General features: G+C 34.3%; 7 protein-coding genes. 1 reads left to right on the top strand and 6 read right to left on the bottom strand.

Annotated features, from left to right (window positions below; all coding sequences use genetic code 11):
• Window positions 1-54 precede the first annotated feature (54 nt).
• The 3 genes from CN601_RS16885 to CN601_RS16875 all read right to left on the bottom strand — a co-directional run bounded on the left by CN601_RS16885 (window position 55) and on the right by CN601_RS16875 (window position 9,602).
• Window positions 55-366, bottom strand: coding sequence for a LysR family transcriptional regulator (locus tag CN601_RS16885; RefSeq protein ID WP_098119416.1), 312 nt, complete (start codon window positions 364-366; stop codon window positions 55-57).
• 178 nt (window positions 367-544) lie between these two features.
• Entirely contained in the window at window positions 545-4,762 is a 4,218-nt protein-coding gene (locus CN601_RS27895) for a S8 family serine peptidase (RefSeq protein ID WP_098119415.1), read from the bottom strand.
• A gap of 625 nt (window positions 4,763-5,387) precedes the next feature.
• Window positions 5,388-9,602 carry a S8 family serine peptidase gene (locus tag CN601_RS16875; RefSeq protein ID WP_179865589.1) on the bottom strand — a complete coding sequence of 1,405 codons (4,215 nt, stop codon included), beginning with the start codon at window positions 9,600-9,602 and terminating at the stop codon, window positions 5,388-5,390.
• Between the two features lie 335 nt (window positions 9,603-9,937).
• On the opposite strand from CN601_RS16875, the gene CN601_RS16870 reads away from it, so the two are divergent.
• A complete protein-coding gene (locus CN601_RS16870) occupies window positions 9,938-10,825 on the top strand; it encodes a LysR family transcriptional regulator (protein WP_179865588.1) in 888 nt (295 codons plus the stop codon).
• Between the two features lie 186 nt (window positions 10,826-11,011).
• Here the strand turns inward: CN601_RS16870 and CN601_RS16865 are convergent, their stop codons facing one another.
• The 3 genes from CN601_RS16865 to CN601_RS16855 form a co-directional block, all read right to left on the bottom strand.
• Window positions 11,012-14,575: a S8 family serine peptidase gene (locus tag CN601_RS16865; protein ID WP_306659831.1), complete on the bottom strand. Its 3,564-nt coding sequence runs from the start codon at window positions 14,573-14,575 to the stop codon at window positions 11,012-11,014.
• Window positions 14,576-15,226: 651 nt separating this feature from the next.
• On the bottom strand, window positions 15,227-15,811 hold the full coding sequence (locus tag CN601_RS16860; RefSeq protein ID WP_142317362.1) for a dockerin type I domain-containing protein: 585 nt from the start codon (window positions 15,809-15,811) through the stop codon (window positions 15,227-15,229).
• A gap of 176 nt (window positions 15,812-15,987) precedes the next feature.
• On the bottom strand, window positions 15,988-18,270 hold the full coding sequence (locus CN601_RS16855; RefSeq protein ID WP_098171733.1) for a S8 family serine peptidase: 2,283 nt from the start codon (window positions 18,268-18,270) through the stop codon (window positions 15,988-15,990).
• Window positions 18,271-19,068 lie beyond the last annotated feature (798 nt).

Below are 19,068 nucleotides of genomic sequence, written 5' to 3'. Positions count from 1 at the left end.
AACTTTCCCCTGTCTATTGTTGTATTAGATAAAATGGTAAATTAGTTAAAATTTTTAGAGTATACTGAGTTGATATCGATCATCTAGTTCCATTTGAACTCGATCATGTATCGATTTGGCTAGTTCCTCTAACTCTTGACATTTTATTAGTAATTCTCTTGCTAGTGGGATGATGCGTAACCCTTCTGCAGTTGGTACAACACCTTGCCCTCGGTATCGATCAAATAGTTTAACGCCTAAATCTTTTTCTAAGCTACTAATTGATTGGCTAATGGCTGATTGACTCACGAATAGATTCTGTGCTGCAAATAAAAAGGAACCGGTATTTACAACTTCAACGAAATATTGTAATTTTTCGATATTCATCAAATCCTCCTATTAATCTATAAAACAATTCAACATCTAAAGCTTTTATAAAAACTATCTGCCTCCTGTCCAAGTGAAAGCAGATAGCTTTGGAAATTTCATGCATTTATTTATAGTTTGAATAAATTTTTAAAGTAACTTAATAGACACGACCAATTTTTTTAGTCTATTGAACTATTTATTGAATACTTAATTCATTTTTAATGGATTCAATTGTTTTCCCTTTTGACTTTTTGACAGGTTTTGGTGGATTTGCAACTGTTGAATTTTGCATTAAGTAATTTTCTTCAACAAACGCAAAATCTTTCGCATCAACTGTTCCATCAAAGTTAATATCTGCACTTCGTTTATTCGTTCCCCAATACGTTTGAATAGCTAAAGCGTCATTTAGATCGATGACATTATCTTTATTCACATCTCCGGCAGTCGCATTATCAACCGTCTCTGTTCCAAGATACTTACTAGTGCCATAAATGGTATCATCCACTGTACTGTAAACGTTTTTAAAATCGTCATACGTTGTAAAATGACCAGGAATGTCCTGAACGATTGTAAAACCTTCTTTTGTAACAGGCAATCCAGACACTAAAAACTGTCCAATTTTATCGATTGTTCCTTCGTATCTCTTTCCTTTGCTATCAATAACAGTAATTTTCCCGCCAACTGTTGTGAAGTCTTTCGTTTTATCCAATAATCCATCTACACCTTTTAATCCATTAGGGTGAATATAACCAGTTACTTTTGAGTAGTCCTGCATAATACCGATAGGAGCAACATAAGTTAATGGTCTCGTCACTTTATTGTCTACACTTGTAAAAGTTGAAGTTACATTAGCAAAACTAGATACCATAGAAAAATCAGTCTGATTTGAATTTGTTAATTTAAGTGTTACATCAACCATTGGAAGATCACCAGACACTTCCTTACTACCATCAAATGTAACCGTTACATCTGATTTTGTTTTTGTAGTAGATGGATTAGAAGATGTCACAGCTAAAGTACCGCCTAGATTTTTCGCCTCAGGATTGAGTGAAATATCGACAATATTTGTATCTCCATTACTTGTCGTAAAATTATAATTAGCTTTCATCAGTTTATTTACGTTATTTGCAGTAAGTGTTATTTTTACTGTGTCACCAGGATGTTTAAGTACTGCATTTAATCTAGTTGGATCATTTGGTTGTCCGTAAACATATGGTGTACCTTCCTTAATAAAAATGTACTGTTTTTGACCTGCACCATTTGTTGCTTCATCAATCCCTTCAAACATGACAGATAGAAAATCTTGAGAAGGTAACATCGCAATTTGATCTTTTGCGTTTCCGTCTTTATCTATTGTTAGTTCGTCAGTAGGATAAATACTATTATAGTAATACCAAATATGATTATGAGATTGGTCAGCTTTAAAGCCTGCTGCATTCATTACGTTAACATACTTATCAGAAATCGATGCGGTCATATCAATTAACTGCTGATCTGGTTTATATTCAATAAATGGATTACCTTTTTTTTCTCCATCAACGTGAACATCATATGTTGGCATTTGATTATCGGCAAAGAAGTCTTGTGAAATTGTATATGATTTTCCATTATCATCGTACCCAATCAACTTAAGCTTATATTGTCCTTCATCTGGTGCATAAGCTTTCGTAGAAATTGGATTATTTGGATCGTTAGTAAACGGGTAGTAATATCCTTGCCACAAATGCGCATTATATGAAACTCCTTCATTTAATGGGATTCCATCAACAGTTCCAATTACGCCTAAATCTTCACCTGTTTTTGCATTCGCTACAACGACATCAATATATCTCATATGTGATTTTAATGAAATGGTAGTAAGAATTTCTCGATCTTTAAATTGGTTTTTTTCTAATGAAGTTGATACTGATTGACGAGCGTTACTCATAGCATCAAACCCTTGTTCTACATAATGAACACCGAAAGGGATTTTATACGTTTCATTAGGATTATCTTTATTTGTATACACAACATACCCTTCATAGATGCCTTTTTCAGCCGATTTTGGAATCGTAAGTGTTACATTTGTTTTCTTTTGACTGATTCCTTTTAACGTAACGGTTGGATTCGTATCAACTGTTACCCCATTTTTCACTGCATCCTTTGATCCTCTTAAACTAGTTTGGAAATTAACACTAACATTAAATGTTTTTGACTTTTCTCCTCTATTTAATAACGTTACAGTGCGAGTATCATTAATATCTGATCCGGTGTAAGCTTTATTTCCATAGCTTAATGCTGCCGTATCAATTCGTATTTGTTTTTCTTTGTTGTTAATGATCGTCGGCGTTTTTTCTTCCACTTTAAGTTCAATGCTTGAGTGAATTGCTTTATAAGGATCAACTCGACCTGCACCAACTTCAAATACACTATATGGCTTACTTAAAGGATCTGCTGTATTCATTAAAATCGCCTTTACATCTTCAGGCTGTAAATCTGGTTTTGCTTGAAGTAGTAATGCAGCTATACCTGCAGTCGCTGGTGTTGCCATCGAAGTACCACTCATTCGCTCATAAGCATATTGGTAATTTCCTGGATTACCATGGTCATGTACGAATCCTGGTACAGTTGATAAAACACTTACACCTGGTGCTGTAATTTCAGGTTTAATTTCATATGTGGTCTTAGCTGGTCCTCTTGAGCTGAAATCAGCTAAGTTATCACCTTGAGTCGTCAGTTGTCCTAAATCACTAAACGAAAACTGAGGACTGCCTGTCGATATTTTTTGTACTAATGCTAGTCCATCTGCATTTGTTATAGAGAATGCTGGGATAAAGTCAGTACTTTCTCCTAAATTAAACGGTAGATGCCCTTCAGCTGGGTTGTTATTGTATATTAGTACGGCAACTGCACCGCGATTTTTTGCTTGCAAAATTTTATCGTTTATTGTAGTATTTCCACGTTGTATTAGAACAACTTTGCCTGCCACACTTTTATTGTTACCTGTATATTCACTTGATGTACCTAACCCAACATTAACAATTGAATATTGATTTCCTTGTAATGTCTCAACTTTATCAGCGAACCCTTTTGCCATAAGTCGCAGATCAGAAACTGTATTGTCAAGCGTACCTTTCATTGTTGCAATTTGATCCGGAACATCACTTGCTCCAACTGTTAAAGCTAATGAAGCATTACCAGGGTTTCCAAGTGTATACATATCATTACCTGCATTACCAGCTGCTACCACAGCCGTCACTCCGTTTAATACTGCATTATTAATTGCAATACTAGTTGGAGACAATGGATCATTATAATTTGCACCTAATGATAGATTCATAATGTCCATTCCGTCAGTTACTGCTTTTTCAATCGCAGCAATAATGCCATCATTTGCACCACCGCCTCCAGGACCTAGTACACGATAAACATATAGATCAGCATCTGGAGCAATACCATTCGTTGCGTAGTCACTATTGTTTATACCTTGTCCAACAATTGTTCCGGAAACGTGCGTTCCATGTTCCGTATAATAATCTGCTCCATCAGCTGAACCAGGTTTTCCTGCCTTTACCCAATCTGCATAGGTTGTTTCCATCGGATCTGCATCATTATCGATAAAATCCCAGCCTTTTACTGAATTTATATCGATTGATTTTGGATCAACACCTGGCTGAGCACGATAACCTTTATACGCAGCAGTTATATCTGGATGGTTATAGTCAACCCCTGTATCAATAACAGCAACTTTTACGCCTTTGCCTGTAAAACCTTCATCATGTAACTTATTGATATTCAAGAATGAATTTTCTGCAGCCATCCCTTTTCCTACAGCTTCAGTTGATGGTGTCGCCTCAGTCACTGGTTGTTCTACATGTACTTGAGTATTACTGTAAATTGCTTTTACTGCTTTTGATTTCAATAAAGTCTTAATTTTATTTGCAGGAATTTGCATTGATACCCCGTTAAAGGAGTTTTTGAATTCACGTTTTATCTTAATTGAAGCCGAATCATTTTTATCAGTTTTCAAGATCGTATTTAAGTCATTTTTAAATGTAGTATGATCTGAATCTACTAATTTTTTTGCATCAGTGTCAGATAAGCTATCACCTTTTAATGCCGCGTCTAAAACAGCGACTTTATGAGGTTTTTGATTAAACTGAACAATGATTGATACATTCTCTGATTTCTCTAAACTGACATCTGGGCTTAAAAATAATCCTGATTGATCATCTGTATTAATTTTTGCCAAAGCTTGTCTTTGTTCTGGTGATAATTTAGCTAAAATCGTTTCAGCGTTAGATAGAGTAGTAGCATGAACTTTAGATGGAGAATTAAAATACGAAGCTGAAAAACTACTTGTAACAAGCCCTAAACCTAAAGTAAGAGCAGTTGCATTCTTAATGATTTTCTGTTGCTTTAACTTTTTTTTCACTTTTTTGCCCCCATTTCATCTAATAAAATTTTCCAAACCATCAAATGCTTAAATTACGTTATTTTCATCGAATCCTGTCACATTAGATTTATTGCAGTAACAACTAAACGACAAAAACAAAACTAATCATTTAAAATATTCTGAAATAAAATTGTAATATAGACCCCCCTTGTCTATTAATCATATTTATTGTAAATTCTTGTCCCTTCTAAGTAAAACGTGCATTTAAGGACTCTGTATAAAGCAATACTTAATACTAGAATTCAAATTTTCATAGCATAAATTGTTCAAAAGAAGTGAAGTATAAAAGTTTACTAATTAATACTAAATTCAAAAAAAGAATACTAAGAGAAATTGGAGCAGAAAGTGCGAGACTCCTGTGCGAGAAGTGGAACAAGTGAACCTTAGCAGGAATGAATGTGACGAGGAGGGCCCATCGCCCATCCCACGGAAAACGAGCATCTTGGAGCGTAAATCATCAAATCTCTTTATTAAAAGCATCATAGTTTACAAAAACACCCTGTCAATAAACTCCTACATAATATCGTGGCATTTCAATGACAGATTCTTTTTTCAACAACATGAATAGAGTAACTACCAAACGAGTAGTTACTCTATTACCAATTTATTGTAATCCTAATTCATTTTTAATACTGTCTATTGTTTCACCTTTATATTTTTTAACAGGCTTTGGTGGATTAGTAATTGTTGAATTTTGCATTAAGTAATTTTTTTCAACAAATGCAAAGTCTTTTGCATCTACTTTTCCATCAAAGTTAATATCTGCACTTCGTTTATTTGTATCCCAGTATGTTTGGATTGCTATCGCATCCATAATATCAATGACATTATCTTTATTTACATCTCCAGCTACTGCTTGATCAACTGTTTCCGTTCCGATTCTAGTAGCATTTCCATAGATTGAGTCATCAATTGTGTTGTAAACATCGAAATGACCATACGTTGTAAAGTGACCAGGAATGTCCTGAACAAGTGTAAAATCATCTTTTGTAACTGGCAATCCATCTAATGTAAACTGGCCACTTGCCTCCATAGTTCCTACATAGTTCTTTCCATTTCTATCAGTTGCGGTTACTTTTGCACCTATTTTCGTTGCATCCTTCGACGAATCAACTTGATTAGTTGAATCGAATAATCCTTCAGGTTGGATATATCCAACTACTCGTGAAAAATCTTGAAGAATAGCAATTGGAGCAACATAAGTAAGTGGTTTCGTTACTACATTATCAATACTTGTGAAAGTAGAAGTCACCTTGTTGAAGCTTGAGCTATAAGTAAAATACGTTTGATTTGAATTTGTTATTTTAAGTGTTACATCAACCATCGGTACGTCACCAGACACATCTTTACTTCCATCGAATGTAACATTTACATCTGATTTAGTCGTTGTTGTTGATGGATTCGTTGCAGTAACAACTATTGTACCACCTAGTTTTTTCGCCTCTGGATTAAGGGAAATATCGATAATATTTGTGTCACTATCATTTGTTGTAAAATTGTAATTTGCTTTCATCACTTTATTCAAGTTATTGGCAGTAAGTGTTATTTTGACGCTGTCACCAGGATGTGATATCACTTGATTTAATCTTGTTGGGCCTGTTGGTTGACCGTAAACATAAGACGTACCATCTTTAATAAAAATATATCGTTTTTGACCAGCACTATTTGTCGCTTCATCGATTCCTTCAAACAAAACAGGTAAATAAGCTTGAGATGGTAACATCGCAATTTTGTCTATTGCATTTCCATCCTTGTCCAATTCTAGTTTTGCTGTTGGGTAAAGTCCATTATAGTAATACCAAATTTGATTTTGTGATTGGTCTGCAATAAATCCTGCTGTTTTTCTTACATCGACATTTTTATCTGAGATCGATCCTGTCATATCAACAAACTGTTGATCTGGTTTAAACTCAATAAATGGATTACCTTCTTTTTCACCATCAACATGGATATCATATTTAGGCATTTGATTGTCTACGAAGAAGTCTTGAGAGATTGTATATGTTTTTCCATTATCATCGTATCCAATTAGTTTTAATTTATATTGCCCCTCTTTTGGTGAATAAGATTTCGATGACACTGGATTATTTGGATCGCTAGTGAATGGATAATAATATCCTGACCATAGAGTCATAGTATTAGGTACTCCCTCATCTATTCCGATTCCATCCATTGATCCAATTACCCCTAAATCTTCACCTGTTTTTGCATCAGATACAATGACATCAATATTCCTCATGTGAGATTTAAGTGTCAATGTTGTTAAAAACCGTCTGTCTTTCAGTGTACCCGGTGCTAAAGATGTCGTAACGGATTCTCGATCATTACTCATACTTTCGAAACCTTGCTCTACATAGTGAACACCGAAAGGGATTTTATACGTTTCATTAGGGTTATCCTTATTTGTATACACAACATACCCCTCATAGATTCCCTTTTCAGCTGTTTTTGGAATTGTAAGTGATACATTTGTTTTCTTTTGACTAATTCCTTTTAATGTAATCGTAGAAATTGTATCGACTGTTACACCATTTTTAGCCGCATCCTTAGATCCTCTTAAATTAGATTGGAAATTAACACTAACATTAAATGTTTTTGCCTTTTCTCCTCTGTTTAGTAATGTAACAGAGCGTGTATCAACAATATCTTTTCCGCTATAGGCTATATTTCCATAGCTTAATGCTGCCGTATCAATTTTCATTTGTTTTACTTTATTATTAATAATAGTTGGCGTTTTTTCTTCAACTTTCAATTCGATATTTGAATGAATTGCTTTATACGGATCAACTCGACCTGCACCAACTTCGAATACACTATATGGCTTGCTTAATGGATCAGCCGTATTCATTAAAATGGCTTTCACATCTTCCGGTTGTAAGTCCGGTTTTGCTTGAAGTAATAATGCTGCAATACCTGCAGTTGCTGGTGTCGCCATTGAAGAACCACTCATACGCTCGTATGCATATTCATAATTATTCGGATTCTCATGGTCATGAAGAAATCCTGGAACCGTTGATAAAACGCTTACCCCAGGCGCAGTAATTTCCGGTTTAATCTCATATGTTACACGAGATGGTCCACGTGAGCTAAAATCCGCTAAATTATCACCACCGGTTGTCATTTGTCCTAAGTCACTAAACGAAATTTGAGCATTACCTGATGTTATTTTTTGAACTAATGATAGACCATCAGCATTTGTTAAAGAAAAAGAAGGGATAAAATCAGTACCCTCACCTAAGTTTACTTGGAGATGCCCCTCCGTTGGATTGTTATTGTAAATTAGTATCGCAGCTGCTCCATGCTCTTTTGCTTGTAAAACTTTATCATTAATCGTATTTGTTCCTCTCTGAATGAGTACGATTTTTCCGTCTACTCGCTTGTTCGAGCCAGAGTATTCAAATGATTGACCAGTTCCGACACTAGTAATTGGAAATGATTGACCTTGTAACGAAGAGATATTATCACTAAAACCTTTAGCCATCAGTCGTAGGTCAAAAGCAGAATCATCGATTTTACCTTTCATTGTAGCAATCACATTTGGAACATCGCTTGCTCCAACCGTTAGTGCTAATGACGCATTACCAGGTGAGCCAACTGTATACATCCCATTACCAGCGTTACCTGCTGCGATTACTGCAGTTACTCCGTTCAATACCGCATTATTAATCGCGATACTTGTTGGGAACATCGGATCATTATAATTTGCACCTAGAGATAAATTCATAATGTCCATTCCATCGGTTACAGCTTTTTCAATTCCCGCTATAATGCCATCAAAAGATCCGCTACCACCCGGTCCTAACACACGATAAACATAAAGGTCAGCACCTGGAGCGATACCATTTGTTGCGTATTCACTATTATTTTTACCTTGTCCAATAATTGTCCCAGAAACATGCGTTCCATGTTCAGTATAGTAATCCGCACCATCAGAATCTCCAGGTTTTCCTGCTTTTACCCAATCTGCATATGTCGTTTCCATCGGATCTGCATCATTATCGACAAAATCCCAGCCTTTTACTGAGTTGATATCGATTGATTTAGGATCAACACCAGGCTGAGCACGGTAACCTTTATAAGCACCCGTAATGTCAGGATGATTATAATCAACCCCTGTATCAAGGACCGCGACTTTTACACCTTTACCTGTATAACCCTCATCATGTAATTTATTAATATTCAAATATGCATTTTCTGCAGCCATACCTTGTCCACGAGCCTCAGTAGAAGGGCTAGTATCACTTATAGGTTGTTCTACATGAACTTGATCATTACTGTAAATTGCTTTTACAGCTTTTGAATTAAGTAACGTTTTAATCTGATTTGCAGGAACTTGCATTGCAACACCGTTAAACGCGTTTTTATATTCACGATTGATTTTAAAAGAAGAAGAGTTACTTTTTTCAGTTTTAATCAATTTAGTTAAGTCATTTTTGAATGTCACATGATCTGAATCAACTAAACCTCGAGCATTTACATCAGATAAATTATCACCTTTTAATGCAGCTTCTAAAACTGCAACTTTATGAGGCTTTTGATTAAATTGAACAATAACTGATACTTTATCCGATTTATCTAGATTAACGTCTGGATTTAAAAATAACCCAGTTTGATCTTCGGTATTCATTTTTGCCAATGCTTGTCTCTGTTCTGGTGTTAGTTTAGCTAAAATCGCTTCTGCGTTTGATAGAGTAGTAGCATGAACCTTAGATGGTGAATTAAAATATGAAGCTGAAAAACTACTTGTAACTAGCCCTACTCCTAAAGTAAGCGCAGTAATGTTCTTTAAAACATTCTTTTTCTTTAATAACTTTTCCATGCTTTTACACCCCATTTAATCTTATCCTTCTAAATTCGATCAATAAAAAATAACAAAATCAAGACTAATCATTTAAAATATTCTGAAATATCTTAGCAGCATAATCCCCCTTCTCTTTATCTAGTGTTTATTCTAATTACTTGATCTTTTTATGTAAATCGAGGAATTCAGGACTCCATATAAAGCCATACTTAATATACACATTAATATTTCAAGATAATGAAATAAGTTAAAATTTAGTAACGAACGAATTGAAATAACTAATATACAAAAAAGAATTTATATGCTTTAATAGCCTCATAGAAATTACGGGAAATCAAAAAATGGGGGTATATATGAATATAGAACAAATAAGGTATATCGTGGAAATTGCAAAAGTAGAATCAATTACGAAAGCAGCAAAAAACCTTCATGTATCTGCGTCAGCAGTCAGTCAATCAATACTCCAATTGGAAAAAAATATAAATTTCAAATTATTCATTCGGTTAAAATCGAAAACGATTCCATCTGAAGAAGGAAGAGTCGTTATTGACCTTGCTAGTAAGGTATTAGAACAAATAGAAAAGTTAGAACAGAGCATAAAAATTCAAAATAATTCAATCAAAAATGAACTAAAGATAGTTTGTGTTCCAGGAATCACGTATATCGTTACCGAATCCATTTTAAAATTCAAAAATGATTATCCAGATATTGATGTCCATGTTCAAGAAGTTGACCCAACGGAGATAGTACATTTCATCAAAACTGATCATCCAGATATTGCATTATTGCCAGCAACTGAACAAACCCTAAGTCAGGAATCCGATATATTGTATGAATGGTTATGCAGTACTCAGCTTTGCATTCTTGTCGGAAAAACATCACCTTTCTACCATTATGATGAAGTTACTCCTGAAGATTTACAAAACGAACAGTTAGTTATTTATAAAATGAATTCATTTGTAGATTTTCATCGCTTAATTTTTAACAAAAACAAATTCCTATTCATTTCTAGTAATTCAGATAATATTCGTTCAGCCGTAAAAAACGGCATAGCTATTGCTCTCGCACGAAATATAACATTAAAAAATGATGTAGATGTTCTTAATGGGTCAATCAAAATAATCCCTTTAATAACCAAGTCCACCTATATTAGTAATGAGTTTTGGGCAGTTTGTTTAAGACAAAAACAATTTTCTAATTCGGCTAACAATTTCATTACTTATTTAAAAACTAATCTATAATATTTTTTCACTATAATGATTACAGATGATAATTCAGGAATTTAGAAATGTCAACCTAATGGTTTGGAACTCTTATTACCTTTTTTACATCCTTATTACTTTACTTATAAACAAAAATACCCCAAAGTAGCTCTATTTAGCTCTACTTCGGGGTACGTTTAAAAATTGACTTATATTACTAATTTATTACTTTACTACTGTAATTTTTTTCGGTGTCGTTGTTATTTTAAATCCATCTTTTGTAACAACATCAGCCGAGATATAATAAGTGCCACTTTGAACCTTCTCAGCTGGAGTCCATTTCAGGCGTAACGTATGCTCATCTTCTACCACTGCTGTATCAACTACTTTCCCATTCGCATCCTTCACATACACTTTCCAATCCACTCGATTATTCGCGTAACTGGTAATAGTAGCAGGTGTACTAGTAGTTACATTTGTTCCAGATACATTAAAGAAAGTCAAGACCATGTTCTCGTTAATAAAAGAAGGATCTCCCCATACTGAGTAGCTTTGGTTATAAGCGTAGTCAACTCCCATGACGACAATGCTCTTAGGATTGTTTGGAACTAGAACAGAAGTTTCCCCAATCTTTGTTTCATAATACTGATTATCAACAAAAAGAATCGCTCCTTTATAACCGCTACCACCTTTATTGTCTGCTGCTTTAAATGAAATTTCATATTTACCATCTTTTGGTTCAACTTTTATATCCGTAACCTTCACTTGTCCAGAATCGACCTTAATCGGAAGTTTCACTACTTGTGGCTTCGCATTTTTATAATCTAATGTAGTTTTTAAAACATAATTATAATTTCCGTCAGGTACTAAATTGCCTTTTTCATCTGTTTCATCCCATGTATAATCTGGAAAATCAAATTCATCAAATTTGTAGAAATAGTTTCCAGAGAACATGCTGTTTTTTCTTAATTTTAGTGGAGAACCATTTTCAGTATACTCTCCTAAGTTGCCAAGCCAATTTACTTTCTTTCCTTTTGAATCTTCCACGTACATTTCTGTTTCTTTTAAGTTACGGAAAGCAGTAAATGATGGGAAGACACCAGGTGCAACTGAATTTGGAGAAACAGCCATATGATCTACTACATCAAAATCTCCGATTGCTCTGTTATATCCAATTGGGGTTTCCGTCATATCATCCCAAAGTGCTGTATATCCTAAGAAAGCATCATTATCCCAAGCAACAGGATCAATATTTTTTGGTTGGTCCCATTCGCCATTGTATCCCATATAAGGAACAGTTAATGGAACAGCCAAACTACTGTTTTTTCCGGTTGGCACAAGACGTACAAATCCCTCTAAAAAAGCATCTTTCTTTAAAGTTCTTGGCAGTCGAATTTCTATTTTTAGATTTTTTTCTTGTCCTTGTTTTATCTTTAATGCGGCTCCTTGTACATCAGTGATTTTTTCATCGTTCACATAGATGGAAGCTCCTTCGACGCGCTTACTTTTTAACGTTAAATATTCATTAGAATAATCTGATTTCCCATCATTGTTGAAGTCAAAATTTTTCGTTTCTGTTCCATCTGTTAATAAATCAACATTTACAGTATATTCTAATTCTTCTTTTGTTTTAAGATTTTGAAGTGCTTCCACATTCAAATTGAAGACCGCTCTATCATTTTTAATTTCTTTTAATGCAACCGCTCCTGCTTGCTCTAAAGGTGTATTTTTCCTAGTTACAAGTACAGGTGTACTAATCGCATTTTTGATTTGCATTAAGCCCGACCCTTGAATACGAGGAGAGTAAGGTACTTCGTTATTCGTACGTGGATCTTGCACGATCTTTGCCGTATTCATTAATGCTATTTTAGTTTTTAATGCAGCTTCTTCTGAGTGTTTAAGCCCTTTATCATATAAAGATTGCAGCACAAGTGCTGAACCACCAGCGACATGTGGAGTTGCCATAGAAGTTCCACTGTACACATCATATTGGTTACCAGGAACTGTCGAATAGATATTTCCACCAGGAGCAGAAATTTCCGGTTTAAAATCTAATGTATAAGGAGCTCCATAAGATGAGAAATAGGACATCGTATCTTTATCTGGGTTATCTACATAAATCCCAATGGATGATTTCATTTTAACGATTTGTCCGTTTGATAGTTTTTGGATTAATGCATCTCCAACAGCTTTACCTGTCGTTGCTGAAGGAATAAAGTAAGAACTGAAGACAAAATTCGGGTAATCCTTTACTGCTGATGGTGGTACTACGATTACTGCTAATGCCCCTCTTTTTCTGGCTTCCCCTTGAATATACGAATAACTTCCATATCCATTTGGTGGAATCGGTTTTGCAACGACGATTTTTCCAGCCACGTCTTTCCCATTAAAGTCTGCAGTTGTACCTTCGCCTACATAAACAAGATCATAACTTTGATCATGTACTAATGCATTAGAAAACGGCATTCCCGATGAATTTCTATACGGCAAAGTAAATCCATCTGAGGATTGTAAAGCATTCATATGAATTTTCGTATTTTCATATGAAGCCACTGATAAAGCATACGGACTTACTCCAGGTTGCCCAACTGTTCCAATATCTGGATTTTCTGCAAATGGTTGAGTAGACCATGGTAGAAGATTATTCTGCGTACTATAAGCTGCATTTCCTCCAGCTACAACTACTAACGTCCCTTGTTCAGTAGCTTCACGAATCGCCTTTTGAACAAGGTCATCGTCTTCTCCTACCCATCCCGCATCACTACCTAAACTCATGTTAATGACATCAGCACCCATCGTCATTGCATGCTGAATACCTGCAATAATGTCATCTTCCCATGCTCCTCCGCCTTGATCAGAGAATACTTTTTCTGCTAATAATTGGACTCCAGGTGCAATACCAAGTACACCATCATTTGCTTCATCACCATTCGCACCAATTGTTCCGGATACATGTGTACCATGAGGATTTCCATTTGCGCCGTGTGGAATGACATCTGTATCATTATCCGCCCAGTCGTATCCAGTTGGAACTTTATCACTGTACCAAGTTTCATTAACTGCAGTTTCGTTAAATTTAGATGCACTGTTTTCTCGCGTTAATTTCTCCAGTTTCTTTCCTTTTTCTGTTATTGTCATATCTTTATGAGTCCAATCAATTCCTGAATCAACTACTCCGACAACAAGCCCTTCACCTTTGTATCCGTATGACTCCCATACTTTTTGAGCTTGTACTAATTCTTTACTTGCAGCCATAGAAGGTTGGAACGTTCTTGCAAGATGAACTTTCTTTACACCATCTATAGATTGTATTTCTTCTAAATTCTTAAACTGCGTATCTATACTAAAACCATTAAAACCTTTATAGAAACGGTGTTTTATAGTCTTCTTAGTTTTCGTTTTAGAAAGCTTAGAGATAACATCGTCCTGAATTGCCTTATCCTTTTTCTCTTTCGTTTGTTCGTTATCTTTCGCTGAATCTGTCGCATTTTCTACTTCAACGATCATCCTAACTTGATCATTTGGCTTATATTCAGCTAATACTTCATTTGGTTTATCTTTCATCGTTTCATAACCAAATTTGTCTTTTTCCTTAGCGTTTGCCAATTCTTCTTTACTTAAAAAGCCATTTTTCAATATTTCAGAGATATTGGCTTTTTGACCCAATTCGTTTGGAATTCCTGATTCATCTGGTGTTCCTTCTGCAAATACAGGAGTTGATAATAACATTGTCGATAATGCTACAGATGTAATGACTTTGTACGGAAAAACTTTACTTTTTTTTTTCAACTTTCCTACACCTTCCAATCTATTATTCTTAAAAAGTAGTTTTTTCAATAAACCAAAAATTCATATGGAAAAGAACGATAGCTGTTCAAACATACAATCTTTTTGCTTTGACAATCGACCACTCTCTTAAGAAAAGATTAGTTATTTATCTGAATATTTGCAATTTAGTTTTTTTAATGAAAGGTAAGTTAATCTTATTTATTTCGGGATAAAAATTTGTCTTAAGACAATTGTCACAAGTTATTTTTTAAAAAATTTAAAAATATTGATAAATTATTGAATGATAATATTCATCTTAAAACTACTTAGTTAAGCCAAGTCTATCGTTTTACTTTCTAGTCAAATACTTAATTAAAATTTTATTAATATACAATTAAAGTTCTATAAAAAATAATATTAAATCTAATCCATTATTAAAGTTCGCTTATTTGATCGTGTTTGTTTAACTAAAAATCACTACTTTTTTCCTAATAAATTTACGGACCATTCCATTCAACTTTTGCCTCGAAAATTGAAATACTTAAAAGCTAAAATTCTTTAGAATAGCGTCAAAAAATAAAAAAAACTCAACCTAAAAGATTGAGCTTCTATCACTTCATATGAACATATATTTATTAATGATTTGATATTTCCTTATGTTACAAAAATTTATTATACTCCTAATTCCTCTTTTATGTCTTCAAGCGTTTTTCCTTTGTATTTTTTCTTTGGCGTTTCTGGTATACTATCTATTTTTTCATTTTGCTTCATGTAATTCTTTTCCACAAAGAACAGGTCTTTCTCATCCACTTTGCCATCAAAATTAATATCAGCGCTACGTTTATTTGTTCCCCAATATACTTGAATTGCCACAGCATCCATGATATCAATGACACTATCTTTGTTCACGTCTCCTGCAGTTAGATCATCTAGACCCAAAAGTTTTGACTTTCCATAAAGAGTCCCATATAAATCACCAAAAACTGTAAAAGTTGAGGTAGCTGTAAAATGTCCAGGAGCATCCAAGGTTACTCTAAATTCATCATTCGAAACTGGTAAATTGATAGCAAAAGATCCTAACTGATCAATAGGACTTGTAAATTCTTTCTCTTGAGTATTTCTAATTTTAAAAGTTATTCCCGCTTTTGAGTAATCTACAATATTATTAGATAACGCTTCTGCTTTTAAATAATCATTCACTCTGGAGAATGTAGGTAAAACCTTTATATTTGGAATGACAGTAAATGGTTTTGTCACTTGCCCATCACTGCTTGTAAATGTTGATTGCATGTTTTTTATAGTAGAATCATAATATATATTTGTGCTAATTGGCAATTCAACGGTGACATCTACTAATGGAATATCCCCTGTTATCTCTTTCGTACCATCAAAGAAAAGTTTTATGACTGTATTGGCATTGATACTACCTTTATCTATTGTATTAGCGAAACATTCTTATTCACGCTTCTATTAGCAAGTATGGTAAATGAAGGATCAGTTGCCAATTTCACACCATTTTTCTCTCCATCTTTTGATCCTCTTACATCGGTTTGAAATTTCACACTTACATCAAAAGTTTTAGCTACTACTCCATTGTTATCGATCTTAACAGAACGATTATCAACTATATCTTTATTGTTAAATAGTTTTGTTCCAAAGCTAAGTGCACCTGTTTCTTCTTTAATCTGATTTACTTTATCATGAATCATCATAGGTGTTTTTTCCGAAACTTTGATTTCAATACTTGAGTGAATAGCCATTAAAGGATCTACACGTCCAGCCCCTACGTCAAATACACTATACGGGTTACTTAACGGATGTGCTGTATTCATTAAAATAGCTTTTATATCATTCGGTTTCAATTTTGAGTTTGCTTGCAATAATAATGCAGCAATTCCAGATACATTCGGTGTGGCCATTGATGTACCTGATAAACGCTCGTATGAATATTTATAATCGGAAGGGTTATCAGGATTATTTTTATAAAAAGGAACAGTCGACATAACCCCTACACCAGGAGCTGTGATTTCCGGTTTGATATCATAATTAACTCGTGATGGACCTCGCGAGCTGAAGTCCGCTAAAAAATCTCCTTGCGCCTGGATTTGTCCCATTTCTCCAAAATTAAAATAAGTATAACCTGCTCGTATTTTTTGTAAAATAGCGGTTCCGTCTGAATTTGATAAGGAAAACGCTGGTAAATAGTTTTTGCCTTCTCCTAAATAACTTTGGATATGTCCTTGCCCCTTAATAAGACTATAGATCAGAACAGCTGCTGCTCCGTTTTGTTTAGCATTTTGGATGATAGAATCTAACGAATATTGATTGTTGTTTGCAATCACTACTTTCCCTTTCACATCTTTACCATTATAGTAAGGTAAATTCCCAGATCCTACATCTACAATGGGAAGGGTTTGGCCATTTAAAGTAGATATGTAATCAGCATAATTTTTGGCCATAAGGCGTAAATCTGCCGATACATTCTCAATGCAACCTTTAAATGTATCAATTTTAAATGGCGTATTGCTTGCTCCAACTGTCAAAGCCAGGGCAGCCGTACCAGGAGAACCTAAAGTATATGCACTACTTCCAGAATTTCCAGCAGCTACAACAACGGTTACACCGCTAAGAACCGCATTATTGACAGCAATATTTGTTGGAAACAGTGGATCGCTATCATTTGAGCCAAGAGACAAGTTCATTACATCTACACTGTCTGAAACTGCTTTATCAATTCCTGCTAAAACATTTTCCATCGATCCACTTCCATAAGGCCCAAGTACTCGATAAACATATAGGTCTGCATCGGGTGCCACACCAGTTGTTGCGTAGTCACTATCGTTTGTTCCTCTTCCTGCGATGATGCCGGATACATGTGTACCATGTTCTGTGTAGTACGTTATTCCACCATTTATTTCTGGTTTTCCAGACTTCTTCCAATCTGAATACGTGGTTTCCATTGGATCATTATCATGATCTACAAAGTCGTATCCACCTTTATAGGCAGCTTGTAAATCAGGGTGATTATAGTCGATTCCCGTATCAATAACCGCAACTTTCACACCTTTTCCCGTATAACCTTCCGCATGGAGTTGTTTCAGCCCAAGAAAAGAATCCTCTTCATCCATTTTAGGGGAATTGGCTAATTGAGTATCCTCTGTCTCAATTGATGGTGGTTCAATTTGCATTTGCACATTACTATACACCGCTTGTACAGCTTCAGATTTCTGTAAAGTCTTAATCATATTCGCTGGTATTTTCAACGCTAAGCCATTGAAAGTATGTTTGTATGTTTGTTCTATTTCGAAAGATGCTATCTTTTTCTTTCCATGAACTTTAAAAGCATTCATTAAATCCTTTTTGAACGCCTCATGGTCAGCAGTTACATCCTTCTTCGCTTGAGTTTCTGACAAGCGTTCCCCTTGCAGTGCCGATTGTAGTACTGCAACTTTATCCGGCTTATGTTTGAATTGTACAATCACTGAAACCTCCTTCTCACTTTCCAAATCCACGCTCGAATCTAGGTGAAGTCCGGATTGCTCGACTATTGAAAGCTGTTGCAAAGATTTACGTTGTTCTGGTGTAAGTTTAGCTAAAATCGATTCTGTATTAAGAGTAGTTGCATGCACTCTACTTGGCGCTCTAAAATTTAATGCCGATAGACTACTTGTAGTAAGAACTGCTATAATGCTCAATTTAATGAACTTCTTTTTCATCTTTCCATCTCCTTTAAGAATTGATTAGCCAGTTTAAAAAAATAATAGTTACTGAATTGAAGAAACCTACTAACACAAGTTCCTTCGCATTTTTAATGAGCTTTTTTCCAATGCCATTCCATTTTCATTAAGAAAATATACTTTTTTAGATTACGTAAATCCTTTAAACATTCCCCTAATACAGGAATAATCAAAATATTGCCAACAATATAATCTTATTTGAATGAAACACTTAGCTGTTTTTTACAAATTTTTACACCTTCCAATCTAAACTAAATAAAAAGTAGTTGTTTAAAATTCAAAAAAAATCTTTTGGAACTAAATTTTAGCTGAATAAACATGGAACCATTTTGTTTTTAAAATAGACTACTTTCCTCCAGTTTAGATTAAGTAATTTTCAGAATATTAACAATTTATTTTTTCTTATGTAATATAAGGAAAACTTATATAATACGGGAAAAAATTAACCTTAAGCTATATGTCACAGGTCAATTTTTTTCGTAATCTCTAATATTAATTAGAAACATTATGATGGCGAAATAAAATTCATTTTGTAATTTACGAATTTTTTAATATTCCTAGTTTCAATTAAAACCTTACTTTTTCCTAGAATACTTTTCTATCTATTTCTTTCCTACCTTCTTATACGTAGTAAACCTACTACCCATATCATTTAATAGTGCAATTATTTATTTGAATATTTTTAACATTATAATTATTTAATCAATTTGTAATCATTTGTTCATATATCGTTCATAAATGAATTCTATATTTTTGATTATAAAAAATGGAAGGAGC

Source organism: Bacillus sp. AFS017336, from assembly GCF_002555445.1.
GTDB lineage: Bacteria > Bacillota > Bacilli > Bacillales > Bacillaceae_G > Gottfriedia.
Note: the sequence above shows the minus strand (reverse complement) of the source record. Positions and strands in the feature narration are given on the sequence as shown.

What these genes read in the sequence shown, in the direction of transcription:
- CN601_RS16855 (WP_098171733.1), bottom strand. Translation starts at nt 18,270, where the DNA reads ATGAAAAAGAAGTTCATTAAATTGAGCATTATAGCAGTTCTTACTACA.
- CN601_RS16885 (WP_098119416.1), bottom strand. Translation starts at nt 366, where the DNA reads ATGAATATCGAAAAATTACAATATTTCGTTGAAGTTGTAAATACCGGT.
- CN601_RS16875 (WP_179865589.1), bottom strand. Translation starts at nt 9,602, where the DNA reads ATGGAAAAGTTATTAAAGAAAAAGAATGTTTTAAAGAACATTACTGCG.
- CN601_RS16870 (WP_179865588.1), top strand. Translation starts at nt 9,938, where the DNA reads ATGAATATAGAACAAATAAGGTATATCGTGGAAATTGCAAAAGTAGAA.